Genomic DNA, 21768 nt, shown 5'->3' with positions numbered 1-21768 from the left:
ATGGCATTTGAAACTCTCCTCAAACACAAAAAGGCTTTTGTTTTTGGCCTCGACGATGTACTTTATCCCAAAAAAGACTACCTCTTGCAGGTTTATTACCTGTTTTCAGAATTTATGGCCTATACCGAACAGCTTGATTCTGGAGCAATGATAGCTTTCATGCAAAACGAATACCTAACCAGCGGTGCCGAGGCTATTTTCGATAAAACGGCTAAGCAATTTGCCATTGATAGCAAATACAGGCATAATTTTGATCTTCTGCACGAAAACGCGAGGCTTCCCTTAAAGTTGCTGCTTTATAAACAGGTTTTGGCCTTGATGCAGGAGATTGTGGTAGAAAGAAAACAGATTTTCATTTTGGCCGACGGCAATCCTGCCGAAGAAATCAATAAAATCAAGCAGCTAGAGTGGAATGGTTTGGAACAATACCTTAAAGTATATTTTACGGCAGAATTTGAGCCCAAACCATCGACGGCGAGTATCGATTTCCTGAGCGAGCAAAACGGGCTGTCTATAGATGATATGGCAATCATAGGTGCAAACGAAAGAGATGAACAGTTTGCGGTAGTTCTCGGCATAGAATATTTTGATGTAACAAAACTATTGTAAAAAAAAATCCGTTAATTAGTACTTGATTAACTTATTTAAAATGAAATTCAAACCACTCTTCATTTTGGCTTTGTTTGCCGTGGTATTTGCATCTTCTTGCAAGAAAACCAAGGTAACGCCTACACCAACGCCTGTTACGCCCCCTGAACAGCCCCCAGTAACACCAAGCGTTTCGAGGGCAGACCTAACGCGTGACTCTATTTTTCTTTATGCCAAACAGATCTATTTATGGAACGATGCCCTGCCTACTTACGAGGTGTTCAATCCGCGCAAATATACTTCGGGCTCTTCAGATTTAGCTAATTATAATAGCGAGCTGTATGCCATTACGCAGCTTAAAATTAATCCGAGTACCGGAAAGCCTTATGAAGCTAGCTCTAGTTCTGGTTCTTCTAAGTATTCTTATATTCAGGATATCACCACCAAAAATCCTACCGCCTTCGTACAAACCGAGAAAAGCTCGGTCGATTTGGAAGGCAATGGCAACGACCTGGGCGTAAAATTAGGCGCTTATGGCACCAGCTCGTCAACGGATGCTTTTGCGCTATTCATTACCGCTGTTTACCAAAATTCGCCAGCTGATAAAGCGGGAATGGTAAGAAGCGACCGTGTGACCAAAATCAATGGCCGTTCTATCGGTTCAAGTTTTGCCTCTGATGTAGATTTTATCAATACCGCATTTAACGGAACTACGATTACCTTAGAAGGCACTAAATATGTAGATGGCGCACCTGGCGCTGCATTTACGGTTTCTTTAACCAAGGCTGTTTATAAAAGCAGTCCGATTTATGCCACAAAAGTATTTACTGCTGGTAGCAAAAAAGTGGGGTATCTGGCTTATGCCCGTTTTTCGAGCATGGCTAACTCTCAGGCTGCTTTCGATGCGGCATTCAGCAATTTCAATGCCAGTGGCGTAACCGATTTGATTGTTGATTTGAGGTACAATGGGGGTGGCTATGTAAATACTGCCCAATACCTGATTGATCAGATTGCGCCTTCGAGTGCAAACGGACAAATGATGTTTGCCGAGTATTACAACAGTTTGATGCAGAGTGGACAGGCAACGATTTTATCTAATCAACCCCTGCTTGATGGCAATGGAAAAGTACAATACCAAAACGGTAAGATTGTTACCTATGCCAATGTATCGTATACCGTAGCCGCCAATACCGAAAAATTCAACAAAACAGGACCCTTGCAAAATGTGAAAAACATAGTTTTTATCGTTTCTGGCAATACGGCTTCTGCCAGCGAATTGGTGATCAACTCGCTTAAACCTTACATGACCGTAACTTTGGTAGGCACTAAAACCTATGGCAAACCGGTGGGCTTTTTCCCCGTAACCATTGAAAACAGGTACGATGTTTATTTTTCTTTGTTCCAAAGCAAGAATTCGTTGGGTCAAGGCGATTACTTTGATGGCTTTACACCAGATATTGTAGATAGCTATGATGATCCATTGCGCAATTTTGGCGATCCAAAAGAAAATTACCTGGCCAAGGCGCTGAATTCCATTGCACCTAGTGTGCCCGTTACGGCAAAGGCAAATATCTCGATGTCTATCCAAGGACAAAAAGTAACTGCCCAGAGCCTAAGTCCGATGAGGCCTTTGGTTGATGGAAATGAGTTTGTGGGGATGATAGAAACCAAGCATACCTTAAAGAAATAACCTTAAAAAGGCCGCGAATAGCGGCCTTTTTCATTTGTTACTAACTTTTATTTTACATTTGGTTTATAAAAATTCGTGTCGGTTTTTTTGCCTAATTAGCAAAAAATAATTAAGCTTGTTATACACAAAACACGAATACACTATGACTAGCGAATTGATAGAAAAGGAAACAATTGATGTAGCCAAAATCGTACCTGCCCAAACTGCACTTTCTGAAGAATTGACCAACAGGCTAACGGCTGCACAACGGTTAGGCAACGAATTTAAGGCGAAAGCAACCATCGAATTCAATACGGTTGATGGACCCAAAAGAGTAAATACAACGGTATGGTCTGTTACCGAAAAATATATCCAGCTTAAAAACAACATCCACATTCCGATTAAATCGATAATCGATATCGACTTTTAAAGAAAAAGCCCGTTTCATTTCTGAAACGGGCTTTTTTGTCTGGTTAAATGATCTTATTGCTTTTTCATTTGAAGGGTTTCCCTAAAAATGGCCTGGATGTCTCTTTGCTTATCAATGTTGACGATCACTTCCTGTATGGTATTGGCTGCATCGATAAAGAATTGTTTGTTGATGTTCTGGTACTCGTCTGTGGCCTTATGGTAGTCTTTATGGTCTTCTACGCCAAAGTAGATAAACGGAATATTCTTGGCATTAAAAGCACCTTGATCGCTTTGGTTTGTCCAATCGTCGTGACCCAGTTTAGGGTCGTCATGGCCCAGAAGTAATTTAAGGTTTGGATTGCTTGAAATCAAGAAGGGCTTAAGCTGCGGATACTTGAAAGTACCTGTGGCATAAAGTTCTTGCTTGTCGTTATGGCTGATCATATCCATATTGATGTTGAGCTTTATTTTTTCGAGTGCTACCGGCGGGTTAGCTACAAAAGCCTTTGCACCCTGAAGCCCCATTTCCTCACCATCGAAAACGGCAAAAATAAGTGTGTTGTTAGGTTTGTTTTTGGAAAAGTATTTGGCAAACTGCAAAAGTCCGGCAACTCCCGAGGCATTATCATCGGCACCGTTGTAGATTTCGTTTTTGATGACGCCTACATGGTCGTAATGAGCCGAAATTACAATTACGTTATCGGTTTTGCCCGGAATATAGGCAATCAGGTTTTTGCCTTGTATGGCTGTTCCTCCATTGCGGCCTTTAATTTCGAAAGCTTGTTCGTAGCTGCCTTGGCCAGGATAAGGCTTAAGCCCGATTTCCTTCAAACGGCCGGTTATATAGGTTCTGGCCATTTCGGCGCCCTTGGTTCCGGTTTTGCGGCCTTCGTAGGCATCAGAAGAAAGCACTTCTACGTCTTTTAGCAGTTGCTTACTTGTTTTATCATTCCCTTGTTGCGTTTTAACTGAGCCACAGCTCATTAATAAGGCTAATGGAAGCAGGAATATCCTTTTCATTGATTTTGGTTTTGTTTGAAGACTAAAGGTAAAGATATTGTGGGACAAAATATGCGTTTGAGTTTTGTAAAAACTTAATTTGGGGCATCGATGTTGTAAGATTAATCTTAATTTGGAGTATTAATTCAACATTAAAAACAGCATATGGAATATAGACGTTTAGGAAAATCGGGTTTGCAGGTAAGTGCGCTTTCTTTTGGAAGCTGGCTAACTTTTGGCAACCAGATCAGCGACAAAACCGCCGACGAACTGATGGGGATTGCCTATGATGCCGGTGTCAATTTTTTTGACAATGCAGAAGGCTATGCCGAAGGTAAATCGGAAATCGTGATGGGTAAAATCCTCAAATCACAAAAATGGGACCGCGAATCTTTTGTGGTATCGAGCAAGGTATTTTTTGGCGCCGAACACAAAGGCCCAAACCGGATGGGCCTGTCGCGCAAACACGTAATTGAAGCCTGCAACGCCGCCTTAAGCAGACTGCAGGTAGATTACCTCGATTTGTATTTCTGCCATAGGCCCGACAAACAAACGCCAATAGAAGAAACCGTGTGGGCTATGAATACGCTTTTGCAACAAGGCAAAATACTTTATTGGGGTACTTCAGAATGGAGCGCGTCAGAGATTATGGAAGCCATAAGCGTAGCTAAGCAATATCATTTGATAGGACCAACCATGGAACAGCCTCAGTATAACTTGTTCGAGCGCCAAAAGCTTGAAAACGAATACCTTCACTTGTTTAAGGAGCATGGCTTGGGCACGACCATTTGGTCGCCATTGGCTTCTGGACTGCTTTCGGGCAAGTATTCGAGTGGCGATGTGAAAGATACGCGTTTAGCACTTAGCGGCTTGGAATGGTTAAAGGATAGGGTAATGGCCACCGAGAAACTGAAAAAGGTTGAAGCCCTTAAAAAACTTGCCGAGAAGATGAATCTTCCTGTGGCTAAATTGGCTTTGGCCTGGTGCCTTAAAAATCCAAATGTAAGTACCATGATCTTAGGTGCTTCTAAACCTGCGCAATTGAAAGAGAATCTTACTGTGTTAGAGGTGGTGCCTCTTTTAACCGACAAGGTAATGGAGAACATTGAGAAAATTATGGGTACTAAGCCTGTATTGCCACCATTCTAGAGATACTTTCCAAGAATTACAAATAAGCTCTGGCCTAACTGTCAGGGCTTTTTTTGTCGATATTAACTAGGGTAAATTCAGGATGATTACAAAATAACCCGGCCCAAGCGCACAACTTGGGCCGAGTTCCAAATAAATTATCCGACAAGAGCGTCTGATTTAATTTAGATGAGGGGTAAAATGACTTAGCACTCAAAGTTGATTAAATCGGCCGGATTATTTAAATGTTTTATATAGAAGCGCATAAATCTTATACGAAAGCCTCATTTCTCGATATGAAACCTCATGCAAGATTTGTGTGCAAGATCCTATTCGGTTCAGATCTTGTACGGTCGCTATCTATTAAACTCGAAAATACCCAGGGTTGCAACAGTACTTTCCGGATCGTTTGAAGAAGGAACACTGTTAAACATGGCCGTGCAGGTTTGTTCATCGCTATAGCTGCACTTGTAGGTATTAGGTCCGAGTTCGCCTTCTTCAACCCGTTCAAGGTTGGCAATGGGCTCCCAGTCCCACGTAGTTGGAGAATGCATCACTTTTCCATAATAAGCTGATTTGGGTGCTTTAAAAGCGCTTTGCGTGAAAGCAAGTGCAAGTGCGGTCATACACACCAATGCACTGATTTTGTAATTTTTCATCGTGTTTAAGTTTTTGATTGATAAATAAGCCGGGACTGAAGTTTCAACTATAAATGTTGTGTTTTTTCTTACCTCCTTTCTTTATAAGTATAATGGCCAAAACAGAGAGCATTAACCAGAAAAGGTTAAAGTAAAAGTGTTCGTTCCAGCTGGTGTTTTCGAGCAGGCCACCGCAAGAACAAGGTATGGTGCCGAATACTTTAGCTATTACCAATCCGATGTAGCCCGTAAACAGCAACATCAATAAAAAGGATAGGTAAAATCCGTACAGTCTGGTGCGGATAGCAAGCAGTAGAATCGCCGCCACCAGCTCAAAAATTGGCAGCAGAAAAAGAAGGGCAATTGCTAAAGCGTGTGGCAATGGCTGGTTAAACAACGACCACTTGAAGCTTTGGATATCAATCAGTTTTGTGGCCAATGTATAGCACCAAAGAAAGATAAAGGCCAAAGCTGCCAATTGGATGATTTGTTTTTCATAGGTAGATGAAATCCTCATTTTCAGATTGGTTAACACAGTACTGGTAGTTTATAGCTCACATCAAAGCTCAAAGAACCTTTCGCCACATTGTCTGACGAGAAGTAGGTTTTGTCAGAACCCCTGATTATTTTTTCGGCACCATATTCCTGGCCTTGGAAATCGGGGCTGTTAAAATAAATAGGCAAACGATTAATCAACGCAAAACCGACTCGGCCTGCAGCGTAATTGATAAAGTCAGACCCCATCTGTTCTAAGTAACTGTTCTGGCTAGGGCTGAATTCAAACTTGCTTTTCATCCAATTCCTGAAGTCTGTGATCACTGCAGTTGCTTCCATGGCAAGCAGGTTGTCTTTTAGCGCATACAGCTCTGTTTGCAAGACCTGTATAGACGCCGCGTTAAAGGGTAGTTTTTTCATGGCGTTAATCGGTTAGGTGAATTCGATACCCAAAACTAAACTCGGAAAATGTGCTTTTGCAAACTGTAGGGGCATTTTTTTAACGAGACGGTGAAAACTGCCAATGAGGCGGTTGGTTTAGATGGGAAAGATTATTTTACAGCTATACCAAACTTTTGATTTATGAAAAAAATGCCTTAGATTTCTGTTGCCTGTTTCAAGAAAAACATACCTATGCGAACCAAAATTAATGGCCAACGGTATTTGTCTCTATTGTTTTATGTGGTCTTAGTTCCCTATGCCGCTCACTTTCTTATTTCTATAAGGGCAAGGGATACTCTGATTCATCGCCTGCAAAACAAGTATTATTGGATTGCACTGGTTTATACGCTGTTTCTATCTTATGGAATGGCTTTAGGCCTAGCCAAGCTCTCTGTTTTTTTAGACAAACACCCAAAACTCGCCAATAATAGCCTAGGTCGTATAACCTGGCAAATATTGCTGGGCCTGTTATTGCCTACATTACTTGTTATAGCAATGACGGCTTTTTATTTTTGGTTTTTTGGTGAGAATATTGTGGATAGGGGGTACTTCATGTTTGAATTGCCCATTGTAGTGCTCTACTTGGCGCTTATTAACGGATTTTATTTATTGGTTTATTTCAATAACCAGGCCTGGGCAATTAAACGGAATTATTTGCAACAACAGGAGTTGCTGTCAAAAGACAAGAGGATACTGATTAACCACAAGGGAGGACAGTTGTCCATCAAGGTTGGCCAAATAGCGGTTATAGACCAGATTAGCCAGATTAACTGGCTGATTATGCGCAATGGAGAAAGCCATATTCTAAGTCTTTCTCTAAAGGAAATCAACGCTTTACTCAACAGTTCCGACTTTTTTCAGGTGAACCGTAAACAGATTGTAAACAAAGAAGTAATCAAGAAAATTACGGCCCTTTCTTTTGGCAAATTGGAACTGACCCTGCACATCCACTATGAAAACCAGGTAACTGTAAGCAAAGATCGCGCAAAGCGATTTAAGAAATGGCTGTCGGCCAGCTGACGATCTTATTTAGGCTGCTGGTCTTTTGCACTTGAAGTGTCTTCCCATTTATCGGCCTTTTGATGCTCTTCTCTGGCATACTCATGAGCCTGTTGATGGATTTGCTCGATATCTTTATGTGATTGGTCTCTTTGCTTTTTGTTGATGCTGTATGGCTGATTGTCCAAATTTTCTGTAGCTGGCTTTGCCTCGCTTTGCTTTTTGGCCAAATCGTGGGGTTTTGCTTCCCGATCATGGTTTTTGCCTAAACCAGCTATGTTTTCGTTGTATTCCATAACAAATACTTTTAGTTACCTGAATATAAACAATTCAAAAAGCTAAAGGTTTGACGAGGTTAAAAGCCGTAGGTTGTTTAGATGAGTTTTTCCAAATCGGTTGGCAGAAGCGGTTTTTTAAGCAACTTGATAACGTAGGGGTTGGCTTCGGCTTTTTGGATATCACCAAAATCGAGGGTGGAGGAAAGCATGGCTACCGGGCAGGTGTCGGTAAAAGATTTAGGGAAACGCTTAAATTCTTCCAAAAAATCAAAGCCATCCATATCGGGCATTTGAATATCCAGTAAAATAAATTCTGGCAACTGTTGCTGGTCCTGCAAATGTTTGCGTAGGTATTCCAAACCAGCTTCTGCCGAATTACAGATGATAATATCTTCAAATAAATTCGTAATGTTGATCAACTTGGAATTGATTTTTAAATCAATCTCATTATCATCGATCATCATTACTCTTTTGGGTTTATTTGACATTTGGAATAACGATTTTAAATGTAGTACCGCGGTTGACATCGGAATTTACTGAAATCCGGCCGTCAATTTTGTTGAGTGCTTCTTTAACGATAAATAAGCCCATACCGCTGCCATGGTGTACTTTGCCTTTAAAAAACTGGGTAAAAATCTTTTCGAGATGCTCATTTAAAATGCCCATTCCGTTATCGGTGATGTTAATTTGAACTGCCTCCGGAGTTACTTCTACATCAATATTCACTTTTTTGTTGAGTTCGGCTGCCCTTTGGTATTTAATGGCATTCGAAATCAGGTTACCCAATATGACTTCTATCCTAAACAGATCCCCGCGAAAGCTAACAGGCTGATCTACCTGAACGATAAATTGCGTATCCTTATCGGTATAGGCATACACTTCGATCAGTTCCTTGATCAACTTTTTAAAGTCGACCTCGTTAATATCGGTAACGGTTTTATTGTTTTTGTAGTATTGCAGCGTTTTTTGGATATAGTAATCTAGCTTGTTTGAACAGGTTTCGATCAGGCTCCAGTATTCGCCACTCGAGTTGTAAAGTCCTTCCATTTTTACCAGGTTAACAATGCCGATTACCGAAACCAATGGCGCCCTCAGTTCGTGCGAAATGCTGTAGATAAAACGGTTAAGTTCGTCGTTTGTTTTCTCGAGTTCTGCCATTTTGTTGCGCAGGTCAATTTTGGCCTTGTAAGCATCGTAGGCGTTCTTGATCGAGTTGTGCAACTCAAGATCGTTCCATGGCTTAGTGATGTACCTGTAAATATCGCCATGGTTAATGGCGTCGGCCAAAGCCTCAATGTCGGTATAGCCGGTTAAAAGGATGCGTACCGGATCTGGAAAGGTATCTGTAATGCTCTTGAAAAACTCAACTCCAGTGGTGTTGGGCATTTTCTGGTCGGCAATGATTACATGCACAGCCACGCTTTGAAGTATCTTTAATCCTTCAGCTGCAGAAATAGCAGTATAAATCTCGTACTGCCTTCTGAAACTGGCCTTGAAGGCTTGTAAGTTATTTTCTTCATCGTCAATGTATAAAACTCTTACACTCGGAGACTTCATTTTTGCAGCTGGTTATGGATTTACATTTAAGGTAATAATAAATTCTGTACCTTCATCGGGTTTGGATATAACTTCTATGTGACCTTTGTGTTTCTCAATGATACTGAACACGATAGAAAGACCAAGGCCTGTGCCTTCGCCAATATCTTTGGTGGTAAAGAAAGGTTCAAAGATACGGTGTTTTACTTCTTCTGTCATCCCAATGCCCGAATCCTTGATGCTGATCTTTACCTGCTGATCTTCGTACCAGGTTCTGATGGTTAAGAATTCTTCTGCTCGTTGTTCTGTTTTGGTTTTTATGGCCTGTATGGCATTGGTCACCAAATTCATGAAAACTTGGTTGATTTTGCCAGGCAGGCAGTCTACTTTAGGCAAATTGCCATATTCCTTAATTACCGTAAGGTTATCTGGCAAGCTGTTTCTTACCAGTACCAGCGTAGACTGAAGGCCCTCGTTAAGATCGATAGGCTTCATGTCTGTTTCGTCGACCCGACTAAAATTGCGGAGGCTACGGATGATTTCGGCCGTACGTTTGGCGCCTTCGCTAATGCCCGAAAGGAGCGACGAGATTTCATTATTTACAAAGTCGATATCGATCTGTTTTTTGAATGCTTCAATTTCCTCTATTTGATCTTTAACATCTTTGTCGAGGTCAATGTTTTCGTATTTCGTAATAATTTCCTTCAAATCGTTAATGTCGAGCTCTAAAGGCTTGATGTTGGAGGTAACAAAGTTGATCGGGTTATTGATTTCGTGCGCAATGCCGGCGGTTAACTGACCCAATGCGGCCATTTTTTCGGCATCAACCAGTTGCGATTGTGTATCCTTTAAATTGGTAAGGGTTACATTTAAGGTATCGTTGGCATTTTCGAGCTCTTCCGTTCTTTCTTTTACCTTTTTCTCCAATACAATGTTTTGTTCCCTGATAAGCTTTTGGTTTTCGAGGGAAGCATTCAGGGCTTGGGCTTGGGCTACTTCGTTTTCCTTTTTAAAGAAGTTGATCTTATCGGCCAAGGCGAAAGAAAGCAACATCACTTCGATGGCCGACGAAATCTGCAGCAGGTAAATGGTAAAGTTGTTGTAAGGAATGGCGCCATAGTCTTTCATTACAAAAAGAATGGCCCCCACCAGCAGTACCGACCACGCCACAAGATAATATCCCGCTGGCTTGAAATGCTTTTTAAAGTATACAAAACTTGCAGCGGCCAAGGCCAAAATCGTTCCAGAAATAGTGAGGAACTGCATGAATAAAAAGGCTGCATAAATACCGAACGTACATAGCACAACCAGGTTCAGCAAGGTTAAATAAAAATAGATGACGATGAGCCTGTGCCAAAGCTTGGAGAATACCTTGGTGTTGAGGAACGAAAGCGTGAACAAACTGGTAAACACCAGCGCCATGCTCGAAAAAAGAACCACCGAATAGGTGTTTGCCGTGCTTCCTTCGGGAAAAAAATACTTGGCAAAATAGCCTTGTATAGAGATTTGCGTTAGCCAGGTGAAGAAAATGTAAAAAATGTAGTAGAGGTAGCTTTTGTCTCTGATAATGATAAACAGAAACAAGTTGTATACAAACATAACCACCATAATACCCGTGTACAGCCCGAAAATGATGTTTCTTAATGAGAAATTTTCCAGTAGTGCACCTTCTTCAATGATGCTTACCGGTGCCAGGAAAGTTTCATTGGAGCGGAGCCTGAGAAAAAGTTCGTCGTTAGCCTCTAATAGAGGAGGCAACTGAAATATCTTTCCCAAAGTTGCGCCATTGTTGGCATATGGAAAGCTGCTGAATGGTTTGATCAGTTTGGTCTCGCCGGTATGATGTACCAAGTAAAGTTCGGCAAGTGCCAAACGCGACTGGTCTATAAAGAGCAGCTGGCCGTTAAATTGCCTAGCTGTTTTTGGACTGAACTTAATCCAGTAGCTGGCTGTATCCAAGCTGTAGTTGAGTACATCTTTGTCGGTTGCAGTAAACTTTTGGCGCAGCACCTGGTTCAGGTTGGCTTTGTTGGTGCCGTCTCTGTAATAGGCTATGCTGAAAGTGTTTTGTAAAATGCCTTTATCGACATCTGAGGCCTTTGCCCTGAAATTGCCAACAGAAAGAAGGAGGAACAATAACAGGTATACCGTTCTTTTCATAAGCCTATAAGGTTAAATCGAAATGCAGGGTGATTGTTTCGCCGGTTTTAGATTGTATTTCTTGTTTGGTTATGGCATTTGCGCGCATGTTCATGGCAATGCTTCTTTCTGGTTCATGCGTCAGAGGTAGATTTTTTACATCATCGATTAAGATAGAAGTTGCCGTTAAATCTTCTTTGGGATAATAGAACTTGCCGTTGATGCCGATTTCGTTGATTACCCTAAAGCCACCGCGGATAGAGTTACGGTAAGTAGCGGGAGCACACAAACCAAACAAAGTGCTCAGTTTGATCATGTCGGCGTAAGCTACGCAGGCGGTGCTCAGGTGCATGCTGCCGATGCCAAGCCCGGCAATATCCCAGGAGTTCCAAAGGCCACAAAGTTCGCCTGTGCCAGCATCTGTTCTCTCCTCTACCATTTGGTAAATCCTTTCGTCCATGTAGCCAACGGCATCTTCAATGGGAAGTGGATTTTTTCGGTTGGCTTGATGGATGCGTCCACCGGCCAAGGCCCGTCCGCCTTCTTCGGCAGTAACCAAAATCACAAATACATCTGGATTAAGTACCCAATCTATTTTTGCCGAGGTAATTTGGGTAATACCAAAAATTTCGAGAACATGGGTATGTCCTTCAATAAATTTCATGCACGCTGCGCGGTCGTCAACAGCCCTAAAGGCCTTGAAATATAAATTATCTATATGTGGCCTATGCTCTTCCAATGGAGAATATTTTATCGGTTGTTTTTCTGATCGTTCTTTCTGGCGATGGGCTGGCTTTGAAAAGCCTGAACATGAATATGGCCTGTTCATCAGCCTGTAAGCCAAAAATATGTTTAAACTGCTGTTCGGCTTGGCTTAACTGGGCCTTGCTTTCTGTTGGCAAAGGTAAGCTGTTTTCGACAGAGTTTTTGTAGAAAAAGATCAAGGGCACGTTAATCGGGTGTACCTGAAGGCCTAAGCCCGTGGCGCCCAGCCAAAGTTTTTCGGCAGCCATACCGCCTTCAATAAACGATTTGATCTCGCCCTGTGGCATGGTAACCAAACCTATAGCGCTCGATGCCATGAATTGCATCATAGAAAGGCGTTTAAAGCCGCTGCCACCGTTAATCTGTTGCAAAAAGTTGATCATTCTTTTGTCTTTAAGCAAACGGATGCCAATTTGGTCGTTATTGCCCAAGTCGAGGGTGTGTATGCCGATGCCATCTTCGGTTGCATTTACCTCGTCCAAGTTCCAGCGCATTTCACGTTGGATAAAATCGGTATGGGCTTCAGGTATAAACATTCTTAGCAAATCGGCGTGGGTAGCCATCATGCCCAGGTTTTTGATCATTTCCGGATCGGTAACCCATTGCAGTTTGGCATTTTTGGTTTGTTGCACCAGGCTGCTTAAATGCGCCAAGGTATCTTGGTCAAGCTCCTGCCTTGGGCCGATTTTTCGGTTGGTATGTCTTAAAGGGATTTGGTTGGCTAATTCTTTTTCTGCATCGGTTGGCTGGTAACTTCCGGTAAAACTAAACCAAGCAATATGTTTTGGTGCCAATTGTGGCGTAAGTTGCCAGTTAACCGCCAAGTTTAGGCTGGCTGCCTTAAGCAATAGGTTTTCTATGCTGGCTCCCAAAGCGGTATAAGAAGAAATAAACTGCGGATCCAAATAGGCCTGGGCAACCTGTTCTTCTAAGAACAAGTGCAACAAGCCATTTTGGTAGTGCCAGTGCCAAGGCTGGTTGTTGCCTCCCGAAGGTGCCTGTTTGGCCGCTTCGATCAGTTGCAGCAATATCTCTTCGCTGATATTTTGCTGGCTGGGTTCAAAGGCCAGTCTATGTTCGCTAATAAAATCTTCAATCTCCTTTTTGCTAAGCAATACCGGGGCGGGAAAGGCGGTTGGAGTTTCGGCAGGTTTAGGGTCGCTGATTAGTTCGTCAAGGTCTAAAAAGAAACGTCCTGATACTTTTAGCAGATTCAATAATATCTTTCTCGACAGATCGGCAGTAACACCACCACCATAGGTAACTGCACTGGCCAATTGTGGCCAGGTCGAAATGGTACCCATAATCTCAACAGCCGAAGCTTTCATGCGGGGCGATAAGGTTTCTACGCCAGTTACCGCAGTAATGTACGGGGCCCTTTCGTCTAGCGTGGTCAGCGTTTGGTATTTGCTCATGTCCAGATGCTCAACCATGCCATGCAAAACAGGTCTTTCGGGCTCCAGATCAAATCTTTCAATATCAATGGTGCCACGGTCGCTGCCTTCCATTAAAACCGGAATGCCCAAGGCTTTGGCCTTGGTACGCGCATTGATTTTGATGTCGAAACTGTCGCATTCGTCAATCAAAAGGTCGAGCTTGCCATTTTCGGTCAAAAATTTATCCAGATTCTCTTCGGTAATGCCTTCTTCAAAGCAAACCACGTTCAGGTAAGGATCTATTTCGGCAATTTCGCGGGCCACGATAACGGTTTTCTTGATTTTAAGGTTGTAAACCCCCGTCCTGATGCGGTTGATGTTGCTGAGGTCGAGTTCGTCGAAATCGGCAATGCGCAATTCGCCGAATCCTCTTTCCATGGCAAGGGTTAATGAAACCGATTGTCCTACCGAAAGTCCCATGACCCCAATTTTCTTTTGGGCCAGTGTTTGCTGCTCCTGTGCGGTAATTTTATGCTTGTTGCGGTTGGTGCGAACAATGGCGAAATCTGCTTCATCTAATAAATGCACCAGTTTATTGGCCCAGGGATAGTAGACCCAAACCCCAAATTCTTCGGGTTCAAGTCCGCCAAAATGCTTTGCTACGGCATCGGCCAATACGCTCGGAGGCATAAAAACAATGGTAGGCTGCAAACATTTGATCAATTCTTCTACTTGGTCCTTAATGTGGTCGTAAACTTGTAGATTTGTCCTGCTTTGAATAAGCACTTCAAATGCATTTTTTTGCTCTTGATCCAGTAACCTGAAGAACACAGGTTTATAGCTGTTTTGGTAGGCTAGTGTTTGTTCGGTGAGCTGTGAGAGCAATGGGTTGAAACCAGTATTAGACTGCATTTTTGGTAGTAAAATAGTAACTTGTTAATGATAAAATACGTATAAATGTTAAAACAACTAAATTAGTCTTTTAAGAGTTATAATAAAAAAGTATTTTTATCTTTTATTAACATCCCGATGAGCACAAATATCCTATACGTAGACGACGAACCACACAACCTGAGCGCCTTTGCGGCAACCTATCGCAGGTTGTACAAAATTTTTACGGCCGAATCTGCCGAAGATGGCAGAAAAATACTAGATAAAGAAGATATCCATATCATTATAACCGACCAAAGGATGCCCAAAACCACTGGTGTAGAGTTTTTGGCTTCCATTTTAGAAGAACACCCCGATCCGATCAGAATGATCTTGACAGGCTATACCGATATCGACGCCGTTATCGATGCCATCAACAAGGGCCAGGTTTATCGTTACATCCAAAAACCTTGGATGGAAGAAGATCTTCGTATCAATATTGAAAAAGCCATCGAAATTTATACCCTAAGAAAAGAAAACCGGGAGCTTACCGAAAAACTATTGGTTGCCAACAGGCAATTGGAATTTATCGCGCGCCAAAATCTCCTGTCGTAAGCTAACCTATTGCAGACAAGTCAAATTGCTTAATCATTCTTAACCTATAAATCCGTCGTTTAGTTTTAAATAAATTATTATTATTGTAAAACGCTGTCTGTTTTTTTCGGGACAGTTAACGCCTGGATGAAGAATTTTTGCTTTTTGGTTCTGCTTTTTTTGCTTTTTGGCCCCTTTAAAAAGGCGAGTGCCCAAAATATTTCTAATGAAGGGACCGACTTTTGGGCCGTTTTTCCTACGCATGTGCCCAGCGGAAACAGCTTTGCCAATATGGTGATCTTTATTTCTGCTAAAGCTAATAGTTCAGGGGAAGTAATCGTAGGAGGGCAGACCTTCAATTTTACTGTAAAGGCCAATTCAATAGCCCAAGTTAACATTCCGCGAAATCTGGCTTATATAGACGATGTTAATGCCGGTAAGGTGTTGACCAATAAAGGAATACATATTGTTGTTGATGCCGGCCAACCAAAAGTATCGGTTTATGCCCATATTTATGCCCGGGCAAGATCGGAAGCTTATTTGGTTTTGCCACTCGAATCGCACGGCAAACGTTATTACGTTATGAGTGCAGAGGGAAACCCAGCACCCAATAATGCGAAAAACGGCTTGGAAGGCATGTCTTTTTTAACCATTGTTGCTACAGAAGATGATACGCACGTCAACATCAAAAGGCCGAATAGTATACAGGTTGAACAGGTAGTTTTGCCCAAGGCGGGCGATGTTTATGAAGTGCTCTCTGGCCCAGACTTAACGGGGACATTGGTAGAAATTGATGATGCATCCTCGTCCTGTAAAACCATGGCGGTATATTCAGGCCATTCGGGCTTGGCTTACTTTGTAGGCTCTTACGACCCGCTGTTGCAACAATTATACCCTGTAGCAAGCTGGGGCAGGACCTATGGCGTTGTTCCGTTTTACAAGAGGTCATTCTTTGGGCGGATTTTACCTTCTGAAAACAATACCACAATTACGATTAATGGCAAGGTGGTTGGCAAAATTAATGTCGGCGATATATATGAGATACCACGCTCAGACATACCGATGCTGATCCAGGCAGACCAACCGATTTCTGTGGCCCAATTTACCTACTCGCAGGATGAAATTGCCACCGTGCCCACCGATAATTTGTTAGGAGACCCTGATATGGTGGTCTTAAACCCCATCGAGTATAACATCAAAAATATTACGGTGTTTTCGTCTAGTTTAGAAGCGATAAGAAATAAATACATCAATATCTTTATGAAGACCAGTACCCGGACTTCATTTAAGGTAAACGGTAAAATCCCTACAGAGGATTGGCAAATCCTGCCCTCTGATGCAACTTACTCTTATATACAAATAGAGGTCTTTGAAGAAAGCCTGACGCTGAGCGCCGATGATGGCTTTAATGCCATTGCCTATGGTTTTGGCGACCATGAGTCCTATGCTTATTCTGCGGGCACGAACTTGGCCACCAGTCAGTTTTTGACCATTAAGAACAGGATTACTAATGCTGAAGGGAGTTCGGCATGCATCGGTCAGCCTTCCGATTTTAAGCTTACCCTGCCTTACCTGTTAACCAGGATTGTATGGAAGGCCGAAGATGGCAGCGTATTGTACGACGATCAAAACCCTACGCCTACACAGAGCGTTGTTTCCGGACAGACCCTTTATACCTATTTGGCACCGGTAAATAAAACATTCGTCGCGCTTGGCCAATTCAAGCTTTCTGCATTGGCCTCTATTCCACAAACCGTTGGCAACTGTTTTAGTGGCGATATTGAATTGTTATTTACGGTTGATGTAGACCCATTGCCGACGGCAAATTTTACGGTCGATGCAGCCGGATGTGTAGCTAAGGAAATTGTCTTTACGGATAAAAGCATATCGAATGTAGCTCAAAAAAGCATAACCAAATGGCAGTGGGATTTTGGCGATAATTCTCCTGTTGCTACCGAGCAAAATCCAAAACATATTTACCAAACGGATGGCGAGTTTACCATCAAGCTGTTTGTTGGCGCCGAAAATGGCTGTATGTCGGAAGTGTTTGAGAAAAAAATCATCATCAACCCTAAAATTACGCCTAAGTTCGAGGCAAGGGTAGCCACCTGCATCAATACTGATGTAAGTTTTAAAGATCAATCGACCATCACTTCAGGCAATATTGTAAAATGGACCTGGGATATGGGCGATCAAAAAGGAACCTTGCAGAAAACGGATGCAAATGCCTTTGATTACAGATACGATACGCCCGGCAAGTACGCCGTAACCCTTGTGGCCGAAAGCGACAAAGGATGTACGGCCACTTACACGCAAGAAATTACGGTTACAGCTTTGCCTACCAATGATTTTGTATTGCCCGAAGTGTGTCTGGCTGATGCCCAGGCTGCTTTTGCAAACAATTCGACAGATTTTGACGGCACAATCACAAACCTTACTTATTTATGGAACTTTGGCGACCCGGCTTCTGGCGCGTTAAATACTTCGACGCAAAAAGACGGCAAACACAAATACAATGCGGTTGGCAATTACAACGTCACCCTGACTGTTTTTAACAGCAATGGTTGTAGTGTAAGCTTAGTAAAACCTTTTGTGGTAAATGGCTCGTCACCAAAAGCAGATTTTGTAGTGGGTAATAATTTGTGCAGCAATCAGGCTTTTTCGGCCAGCAATGCTGCTACTGTCGATTTTGGAAGCATCACCAGAATTGAATGGTATATTGATGGCGTAAAATACAGCGAAGATGAAAATCCATTGCCAGGCAAACTATACAACTTTAGTTATCCTGCTTTTACAGCACCTTTAACGAAAACCATCATGCTCGAAATGGTGGCTTATTCAGGGGGCATTTGCTCAAACAGGGCTTCAAAGCCGGTTGTTTTATTGGCTTCTCCGGAGGTAACGTTTAATGCCTTGGCTCCACTGTGTTTTAATGCGCCAGTAACACAACTCCAAGCCAGCGAAGCATCGGGTTTAAGTGGTACGGGCGTTTTTAGTGGAGATGGAGTGATGGCCGATGGCCAGTTTGATCCACGGATTGCAGGCGTAGGCAAGCATAGCATTACCTATACTTTTACCGCCACAAACGGATGCATTGATGCCAAAACGCAGGTTATCGAGGTTTATCCGGTACCAACTGTGAGTGTTGAACCAGCTGTTTACATATTTGTTGGCGGGCAGAAAGAACTACAGGCCACTGCCAATGGAACAGGGCTAAGCTACAAATGGACACCGGCAGTAGGCTTAAGCAGCGATGTGGTGTTAAACCCGATTGCCAGCCCACAGACCGATACCAAGTACACCTTAACGGTTACTTCGAGCCAGGGCTGCAGCGAAACAAGCGAAGTTTGGGTGCATGTACTGCAGAATATAAATCCGCCCAGCAGCTTTTCGCCAAACGGCGACGGAGTCAACGATGTATGGAACATCAAGTATTTGGATACCTATCCTAACGCTTCTGTCGAAATTTTTGACAGAAACGGACAAAAAGTATATTTTAGCAAAGGATATGCCGTGCCATTCGACGGAAACTATAACAATAAGGCTTTGCCGGTAGGAACTTATTACTATGTGATAAGCCCGAACAACGGCAGAAAAAGTGTAACAGGAGCAGTCACCATTATTAGATAATTTTGAAAAGAAGTATTTGTATTTTAGGAATAATAATGGTCCTGTCGGTAACGGCAATTGCGCAGCAACGACCACAATATACCCAGTATATTTTTAACAATTACCTACTCAATCCGGCACTTAGCGGCATTGAAAACTACATGGATGTAAAAGCAGGCTATCGTAAACAGTGGTCTGGCATAAACAACGCCCCGCAAACTACTTTTTTGGCTGCACATTGGAACCTGGGCAGCGATTACCTGTGGAAAAATGCGCTTTCTATGCCCGATAAGGAAGACAACCCGATGCGCGACAACTACATGCAGAACTACACCGCTTCGCCTGCACACCATGGCATGGGCGTAGTTATGGTACTTGATAAGGTGGGGCCCATTTCGAGGTTCGATGCCAGCTTAACCTATGCCTACCATTTGCAGTTATCCGGAACGCTAAATCTCTCGGCTGGCGTGGCTGCCGGTTTAACCCGAATCGGACTGGATGTAAACCAGCTTACTTTTGAAAACCCCAACGATCCGGCAATAAACAATACCATTGTAAGCCAGGTAAAACCTGATTTGTCGCTTGGGCTTTGGCTTTATGGCGCTCGTTTTTTTGCTGGTGTTTCTGCCCAGCAGATTTTGCCTCAAAAATTGTCCTTTACCAACGATCCCAAATACAACAGTGGCAAAGAAGTACCTCATGCTTTTCTTACCGCAGGCTACAAACTGTTCTTAGACGAAGAGATTTCGGCCATTCCTTCTTTCATGGTCAAATATGTAAGCCCAACACCGGTTTCGGTTGACGTGAATTTGAAGGTTTCTTTTAAAGATCGCTTTTGGGTAGGGGGAAGCTATCGTCACAATGATTCTTTTGCGGCCATGGCTGGGTTAAACATCAGCAGGTTGGTAAACCTCACTTATTCTTACGATTTTACAACCTCTGAACTCAATAACGTTAGTTACGGGAGCCATGAAATTGTGTTAGGCCTTCAGCTTAACAATGTTTATAAGGTTATGAGTTCTATGCGTATGTGGTAACAGTTGCGTGTTTACAGTTGCCAATTTGCAGTTATCAGTTTACAGTTGAAAGTTAGCAGTTAACAGTTTAATTCAATAAAAAATTAAAGCTCTTTTCTTAGCCTGGCTACCGGAATGTTCATCTGTTCGCGGTATTTGGCTACGGTTCGGCGGGCAATGTTGTAGCCTCTTTCCTTCAGGATTTCGGTCAGTTTTTCATCGGCCAAAGGTCTGCGTTTGTCTTCGTTGCCAATGCAGTCTTCCAATATCTTTTTCACTTCCTTGTTCGATACTTCTTCGCCGGTTTCGGTTTGGATAGCCTCAGAGAAGAAAGATTTGAGCAGGAAAGTGCCAAACTCGGTTTGTACGTATTTGGAATTGGCCACCCTCGAAACGGTCGAAATGTCCATGCCGATTTTATCGGCAATGTCTTTCAGGATCATCGGACGCATTTTACGCTCGTCGGCCGTTAAAAAATATTCGTATTGGTATTGCATGATGGCATTCATGGTTTTCAGCAAGGTTTGCTGTCTTTGCTTAATCGCATCGATAAACCATTTGGCCGAGTCGAGTTTTTGTTTAACAAACTGGACCGCCTCTTTCATTTTCTTGTCCTTTTGGGCCGCTTTGTCGTAATGATCGAACATGTCCATGTAAGAACGGCTCACTCTCAGTTCGGGTGCATTTTTTGAGTTGAGGGTCAGGATCAAGACGCCGTCGTTATTGGAAATATGGAAATCGGGAATAATCTGCAGCTGTTTGGTGGTTACCTGGTTGGAGTCGCCTGGTTTGGGGTTTAGCCTCAATATTTCGGCCACAACTTCTTTCAGTTCTTCGCTGGTTAGCCCTACAGATTTTTCCAGTTTGTCGTAATGCTTTCGCGTAAATTCATCCAAATGGTGTTCAACAATGGCAATGGCTTTTTTGATGATCGGATTATTGGTGTCTTTACGTTTTAATTGTAACGACAGGCATTCTTGCAAGTCTCTGGCGGCAATGCCCGGCGGGTCGAAGCTTTGGATCACTTTGAGCATTTCGAGCACGTCTTCTTCCTCCACCATTACGTTTTGCGAAAAGGCCAGGTCGTCAATCATCGACGTAATCGGTCTGCGCAGGTAGCCGTCATCGTCAAGGCTTCCAATAATCTGCTTGCCAACAATAAAATCAGTATCAGAAAGCGGTACCAGGTCTAACTGTTCCTGCAGGCTTTCAAAAAAAGTGCTTTCAATGGCAATTGGCGTTTCCTTTTTGTCTTCGTCGTCGTCGCCGTTATTGTAAGATGTGCTGTAATCGTTGGTGTTGTCGTCTTGAAGGTAGTCTTCTACGTTAAATTCGTCGCTGCCCATGTCGTCGCCCGAATCCTGGTTGTAGTCGTCGCCGTCTTCGTTCAGGTCGTCGTATTCGCTTTTGGGCTCGTCGGCTGTCATCAGGCTAGGGTCTTCCAGTGCCGGATTGTCTTCCAATTCTTCTTTAATACGAGTATCTAAAGCAACAGTAGGCACCTGTAGCAGTTTAATGAACTGGATCTGCTGGGGTGATAACTTTTGTAATAGCTTTTGCTGTAAATGTTGTTTTAGCATATTTAAGGTTTGGATACGAATCGTTGTCAAAAATAAGCATTTGCTTTAGATTATTGAAGTACGGCCTGTCTATTCTTTTAGAAATAGTTAATTATTTCAACTTAAATACTTGCATTGATGTTAAAGTTTGCTATTTTTAATTCACTTAATTAAACAAGATTGTTCATCTAAAAACTGCTTATGGGCTTTGTTAAAGAATTTAAAGAATTTGCTGTTAAGGGTAATGTAATGGACTTGGCAGTCGGTGTGATCATCGGTGGTGCATTCGGTAAAATCATTGATAGTGTTGTAAATGACCTGGTTATGCCAGTAGTGGCCGCCATTATCGGCAAACCTGATTTTAGCAATATGTACTATGTGTTAAAAGGCAACGTAAAGGTTGGTACAGCCTTGGCCGACGCAAGGAAAGTAGACGGAGCTGTTATTTTTGCCTATGGTAATTTTATTACAGTGGCTATTAACTTCCTGCTGCTGGCGCTCGTTATCTTTATGATGGTAAAGGCTATTAATGCAATGAAACGTAAAGAGGAAGAGAAAGTTGCCGCTGCGCCACCTGCACCTAGCAACGAAGAAGTGCTTTTATCAGAAATCAGAGATTTGCTGAAAAACAAATAAGAACTACAGACTTCAAAAAAAA

20 protein-coding genes are annotated in these 21768 nt (G+C 42.6%); 9 read left to right on the top strand and 11 right to left on the bottom strand.

Annotation, left to right across the window (positions count from 1 at the left end):
• The 3 genes from AC6H1S_RS11175 (at position 1) to AC6H1S_RS11165 (ending at position 2687) form a co-directional block, all read left to right on the top strand.
• The gene (locus AC6H1S_RS11175; protein ID WP_497563650.1) at positions 1 to 609 is read left to right on the top strand and encodes an HAD hydrolase-like protein; all 609 of its coding nucleotides are present in this window, start codon (positions 1 to 3) and stop codon (positions 607 to 609) included.
• Between the two features lie 40 nt (positions 610 to 649).
• A complete protein-coding gene (locus AC6H1S_RS11170; protein WP_497563649.1) occupies positions 650 to 2278 on the top strand; it encodes a S41 family peptidase in 1629 nt (542 codons plus the stop codon).
• A 142-nt stretch (positions 2279 to 2420) separates the two neighbouring features.
• The gene (locus AC6H1S_RS11165; RefSeq protein WP_199141951.1) at positions 2421 to 2687 is read left to right on the top strand and encodes a hypothetical protein; all 267 of its coding nucleotides are present in this window, start codon (positions 2421 to 2423) and stop codon (positions 2685 to 2687) included.
• Positions 2688 to 2740: 53 nt separating this feature from the next.
• Here the strand turns inward: AC6H1S_RS11165 and AC6H1S_RS11160 are convergent, their stop codons facing one another.
• On the bottom strand, positions 2741 to 3688 hold the full coding sequence (locus AC6H1S_RS11160; protein WP_199141946.1) for a M28 family peptidase: 948 nt from the start codon (positions 3686 to 3688) through the stop codon (positions 2741 to 2743).
• Between the two features lie 144 nt (positions 3689 to 3832).
• Here AC6H1S_RS11160 and AC6H1S_RS11155 point away from each other — a divergent pair, with 144 nt between their 5' ends.
• Complete coding sequence (locus tag AC6H1S_RS11155) at positions 3833 to 4816, top strand: potassium channel beta subunit family protein (protein WP_199141947.1); 984 nt, start codon at positions 3833 to 3835, stop codon at positions 4814 to 4816.
• A gap of 335 nt (positions 4817 to 5151) precedes the next feature.
• Here the strand turns inward: AC6H1S_RS11155 and AC6H1S_RS11150 are convergent, their stop codons facing one another.
• The 3 genes from AC6H1S_RS11150 to AC6H1S_RS11140 are packed head-to-tail and all read right to left on the bottom strand — an operon-like array spanning position 5152 to position 6348.
• Complete coding sequence (locus AC6H1S_RS11150; RefSeq protein WP_199141948.1) at positions 5152 to 5454, bottom strand: hypothetical protein; 303 nt, start codon at positions 5452 to 5454, stop codon at positions 5152 to 5154.
• Between the two features lie 43 nt (positions 5455 to 5497).
• Positions 5498 to 5950: a MauE/DoxX family redox-associated membrane protein gene (locus AC6H1S_RS11145; RefSeq protein ID WP_199141949.1), complete on the bottom strand. Its 453-nt coding sequence runs from the start codon at positions 5948 to 5950 to the stop codon at positions 5498 to 5500.
• 11 nt (positions 5951 to 5961) lie between these two features.
• Positions 5962 to 6348 (bottom strand): hypothetical protein, encoded by a 387-nt coding sequence (locus tag AC6H1S_RS11140; RefSeq protein ID WP_497563648.1) that lies wholly within the window; start codon positions 6346 to 6348, stop codon positions 5962 to 5964.
• 516 nt (positions 6349 to 6864) lie between these two features.
• Between AC6H1S_RS11140 and AC6H1S_RS11135 the strand changes: the two genes are divergently transcribed.
• Complete coding sequence (locus AC6H1S_RS11135) at positions 6865 to 7389, top strand: LytTR family transcriptional regulator DNA-binding domain-containing protein (RefSeq protein ID WP_497563647.1); 525 nt, start codon at positions 6865 to 6867, stop codon at positions 7387 to 7389.
• A 5-nt stretch (positions 7390 to 7394) separates the two neighbouring features.
• Here AC6H1S_RS11135 and AC6H1S_RS11130 read toward each other — a convergent pair whose 3' ends face one another.
• From AC6H1S_RS11130 to AC6H1S_RS11105, 6 genes are all read right to left on the bottom strand, one after another.
• Entirely contained in the window at positions 7395 to 7664 is a 270-nt protein-coding gene (locus AC6H1S_RS11130; protein ID WP_497563646.1) for a hypothetical protein, read from the bottom strand.
• Positions 7665 to 7741: 77 nt separating this feature from the next.
• Positions 7742 to 8134 carry a response regulator gene (locus AC6H1S_RS11125; RefSeq protein WP_199142024.1) on the bottom strand — a complete coding sequence of 131 codons (393 nt, stop codon included), beginning with the start codon at positions 8132 to 8134 and terminating at the stop codon, positions 7742 to 7744.
• A complete protein-coding gene (locus tag AC6H1S_RS11120; protein WP_330106257.1) occupies positions 8124 to 9203 on the bottom strand; it encodes a hybrid sensor histidine kinase/response regulator in 1080 nt (359 codons plus the stop codon). The genes AC6H1S_RS11125 and AC6H1S_RS11120 overlap by 11 nt, the downstream gene beginning before the upstream one ends.
• Before the next feature lie 12 nt (positions 9204 to 9215).
• Positions 9216 to 11342, bottom strand: a complete 2127-nt coding sequence (locus AC6H1S_RS11115; protein ID WP_497563645.1) for a sensor histidine kinase — start codon at positions 11340 to 11342, stop codon at positions 9216 to 9218.
• A 4-nt stretch (positions 11343 to 11346) separates the two neighbouring features.
• Positions 11347 to 11985 carry a hypothetical protein gene (locus AC6H1S_RS11110; RefSeq protein WP_497563644.1) on the bottom strand — a complete coding sequence of 213 codons (639 nt, stop codon included), beginning with the start codon at positions 11983 to 11985 and terminating at the stop codon, positions 11347 to 11349.
• 61 nt (positions 11986 to 12046) lie between these two features.
• Positions 12047 to 14374: an Rv1355c family protein gene (locus tag AC6H1S_RS11105; protein WP_497563643.1), complete on the bottom strand. Its 2328-nt coding sequence runs from the start codon at positions 14372 to 14374 to the stop codon at positions 12047 to 12049.
• A gap of 117 nt (positions 14375 to 14491) precedes the next feature.
• Between AC6H1S_RS11105 and AC6H1S_RS11100 the strand changes: the two genes are divergently transcribed.
• The 3 genes from AC6H1S_RS11100 to AC6H1S_RS11090 all read left to right on the top strand — a co-directional run bounded on the left by AC6H1S_RS11100 (position 14492) and on the right by AC6H1S_RS11090 (position 19572).
• Positions 14492 to 14947, top strand: a complete 456-nt coding sequence (locus AC6H1S_RS11100; protein ID WP_199141872.1) for a response regulator — start codon at positions 14492 to 14494, stop codon at positions 14945 to 14947.
• Positions 14948 to 15073: 126 nt separating this feature from the next.
• Positions 15074 to 18556 carry a PKD domain-containing protein gene (locus AC6H1S_RS11095; protein ID WP_497563642.1) on the top strand — a complete coding sequence of 1161 codons (3483 nt, stop codon included), beginning with the start codon at positions 15074 to 15076 and terminating at the stop codon, positions 18554 to 18556.
• A 2-nt stretch (positions 18557 to 18558) separates the two neighbouring features.
• Positions 18559 to 19572 (top strand): PorP/SprF family type IX secretion system membrane protein, encoded by a 1014-nt coding sequence (locus AC6H1S_RS11090; RefSeq protein WP_199140925.1) that lies wholly within the window; start codon positions 18559 to 18561, stop codon positions 19570 to 19572.
• Between the two features lie 83 nt (positions 19573 to 19655).
• Here the strand turns inward: AC6H1S_RS11090 and rpoN are convergent, their stop codons facing one another.
• A complete protein-coding gene (gene rpoN, locus AC6H1S_RS11085) occupies positions 19656 to 21131 on the bottom strand; it encodes an RNA polymerase factor sigma-54 (protein ID WP_199140926.1) in 1476 nt (491 codons plus the stop codon).
• 180 nt (positions 21132 to 21311) lie between these two features.
• Here rpoN and mscL point away from each other — a divergent pair, with 180 nt between their 5' ends.
• Positions 21312 to 21746 (top strand): large conductance mechanosensitive channel protein MscL, encoded by a 435-nt coding sequence (mscL, locus tag AC6H1S_RS11080; protein ID WP_497563641.1) that lies wholly within the window; start codon positions 21312 to 21314, stop codon positions 21744 to 21746.
• Positions 21747 to 21768: the final 22 nt, after the last annotated feature.

The sequence above is a fragment of the Pedobacter sp. TM02 genome (assembly GCF_059705275.1).
This window is presented reverse-complemented; position numbering and strand designations above follow the sequence as displayed.

Coding starts and splice junctions, on each gene's coding strand:
- AC6H1S_RS11175 (WP_497563650.1), top strand. CDS start 1: ATGGCATTTGAAACTCTCCTCAAACACAAAAAGGCTTTTGTTTTTGGC.
- AC6H1S_RS11170 (WP_497563649.1), top strand. CDS start 650: ATGAAATTCAAACCACTCTTCATTTTGGCTTTGTTTGCCGTGGTATTT.
- AC6H1S_RS11165 (WP_199141951.1), top strand. CDS start 2,421: ATGACTAGCGAATTGATAGAAAAGGAAACAATTGATGTAGCCAAAATC.
- AC6H1S_RS11160 (WP_199141946.1), bottom strand. CDS start 3,688: ATGAAAAGGATATTCCTGCTTCCATTAGCCTTATTAATGAGCTGTGGC.
- AC6H1S_RS11155 (WP_199141947.1), top strand. CDS start 3,833: ATGGAATATAGACGTTTAGGAAAATCGGGTTTGCAGGTAAGTGCGCTT.
- AC6H1S_RS11150 (WP_199141948.1), bottom strand. CDS start 5,454: ATGAAAAATTACAAAATCAGTGCATTGGTGTGTATGACCGCACTTGCA.
- AC6H1S_RS11145 (WP_199141949.1), bottom strand. CDS start 5,950: ATGAGGATTTCATCTACCTATGAAAAACAAATCATCCAATTGGCAGCT.
- AC6H1S_RS11140 (WP_497563648.1), bottom strand. CDS start 6,348: ATGAAAAAACTACCCTTTAACGCGGCGTCTATACAGGTCTTGCAAACA.
- AC6H1S_RS11135 (WP_497563647.1), top strand. CDS start 6,865: ATGACGGCTTTTTATTTTTGGTTTTTTGGTGAGAATATTGTGGATAGG.
- AC6H1S_RS11130 (WP_497563646.1), bottom strand. CDS start 7,664: ATGGAATACAACGAAAACATAGCTGGTTTAGGCAAAAACCATGATCGG.
- AC6H1S_RS11125 (WP_199142024.1), bottom strand. CDS start 8,134: ATGTCAAATAAACCCAAAAGAGTAATGATGATCGATGATAATGAGATT.
- AC6H1S_RS11120 (WP_330106257.1), bottom strand. CDS start 9,203: ATGAAGTCTCCGAGTGTAAGAGTTTTATACATTGACGATGAAGAAAAT.
- AC6H1S_RS11115 (WP_497563645.1), bottom strand. CDS start 11,342: ATGAAAAGAACGGTATACCTGTTATTGTTCCTCCTTCTTTCTGTTGGC.
- AC6H1S_RS11110 (WP_497563644.1), bottom strand. CDS start 11,985: ATGAAATTTATTGAAGGACATACCCATGTTCTCGAAATTTTTGGTATT.
- AC6H1S_RS11105 (WP_497563643.1), bottom strand. CDS start 14,374: ATGCAGTCTAATACTGGTTTCAACCCATTGCTCTCACAGCTCACCGAA.
- AC6H1S_RS11100 (WP_199141872.1), top strand. CDS start 14,492: ATGAGCACAAATATCCTATACGTAGACGACGAACCACACAACCTGAGC.
- AC6H1S_RS11095 (WP_497563642.1), top strand. CDS start 15,074: ATGAAGAATTTTTGCTTTTTGGTTCTGCTTTTTTTGCTTTTTGGCCCC.
- rpoN (WP_199140926.1), bottom strand. CDS start 21,131: ATGCTAAAACAACATTTACAGCAAAAGCTATTACAAAAGTTATCACCC.
- mscL (WP_497563641.1), top strand. CDS start 21,312: ATGGGCTTTGTTAAAGAATTTAAAGAATTTGCTGTTAAGGGTAATGTA.